The sequence below is a fragment of the Polaromonas sp. P4_H1 genome (assembly GCF_056400945.1).
Window position 1 is genome coordinate 1 of the sequence record NZ_JBFUKG010000164.1, and the last position, 507, is coordinate 507.

1 protein-coding gene is annotated in these 507 nt (G+C 63.1%); it reads right to left on the reverse strand.

Translation table 11 applies throughout. The features are described 5' to 3' along the window. The coding region (locus AC1DS5_RS25675; protein WP_477721063.1) for a glycosyltransferase family 39 protein at positions 1-507 on the reverse strand (507 nt) is incomplete at both ends.

Here is a 507-nt window from a genome sequence, read left to right on the forward strand (position 1 = left end):
GGCAATGAGTCCGGTCAGTGCCGAAATCCACGGTGCCCAGGATTTGAAATAGACCGCCCGCTGCGGATGCACGATCGCTGCCAGCGCGAAGCTGGCGATCAGGAAGATCGAATAATATTTGCCGAGCATCGCCAGCGCGGACAGGACGCCGGCGGCGGCAGCCCAGCCGATAGCGCGCGTTTCAAAGGAGCGCAGGAAGCAATAGGTCGCCAGCGGCCAGACCGCGAGCAGCACTGTGTTCGCGTTGAAGCGCTGGGCATGGAATTGATAGGCCGGAAGCAGCATCAGCAGCAGCAGCACGACGGCTCGCGAATCGCCGCGCACGAAGCGGCGCGCAATCAGATCGACGGCCCAGAGCGCCACCGCGGCATTGGTCATCGACAGCAACTGGAACGACCAGTCGGTCAGCGGGAAAACCAGCGTCCACAGCCGCGCGACCCAGCCCATCAAGGGCGGATGTTTGGGATTACCCCATGCGAATTCGCGCCCAAGCGTCCAGGTTTCCAG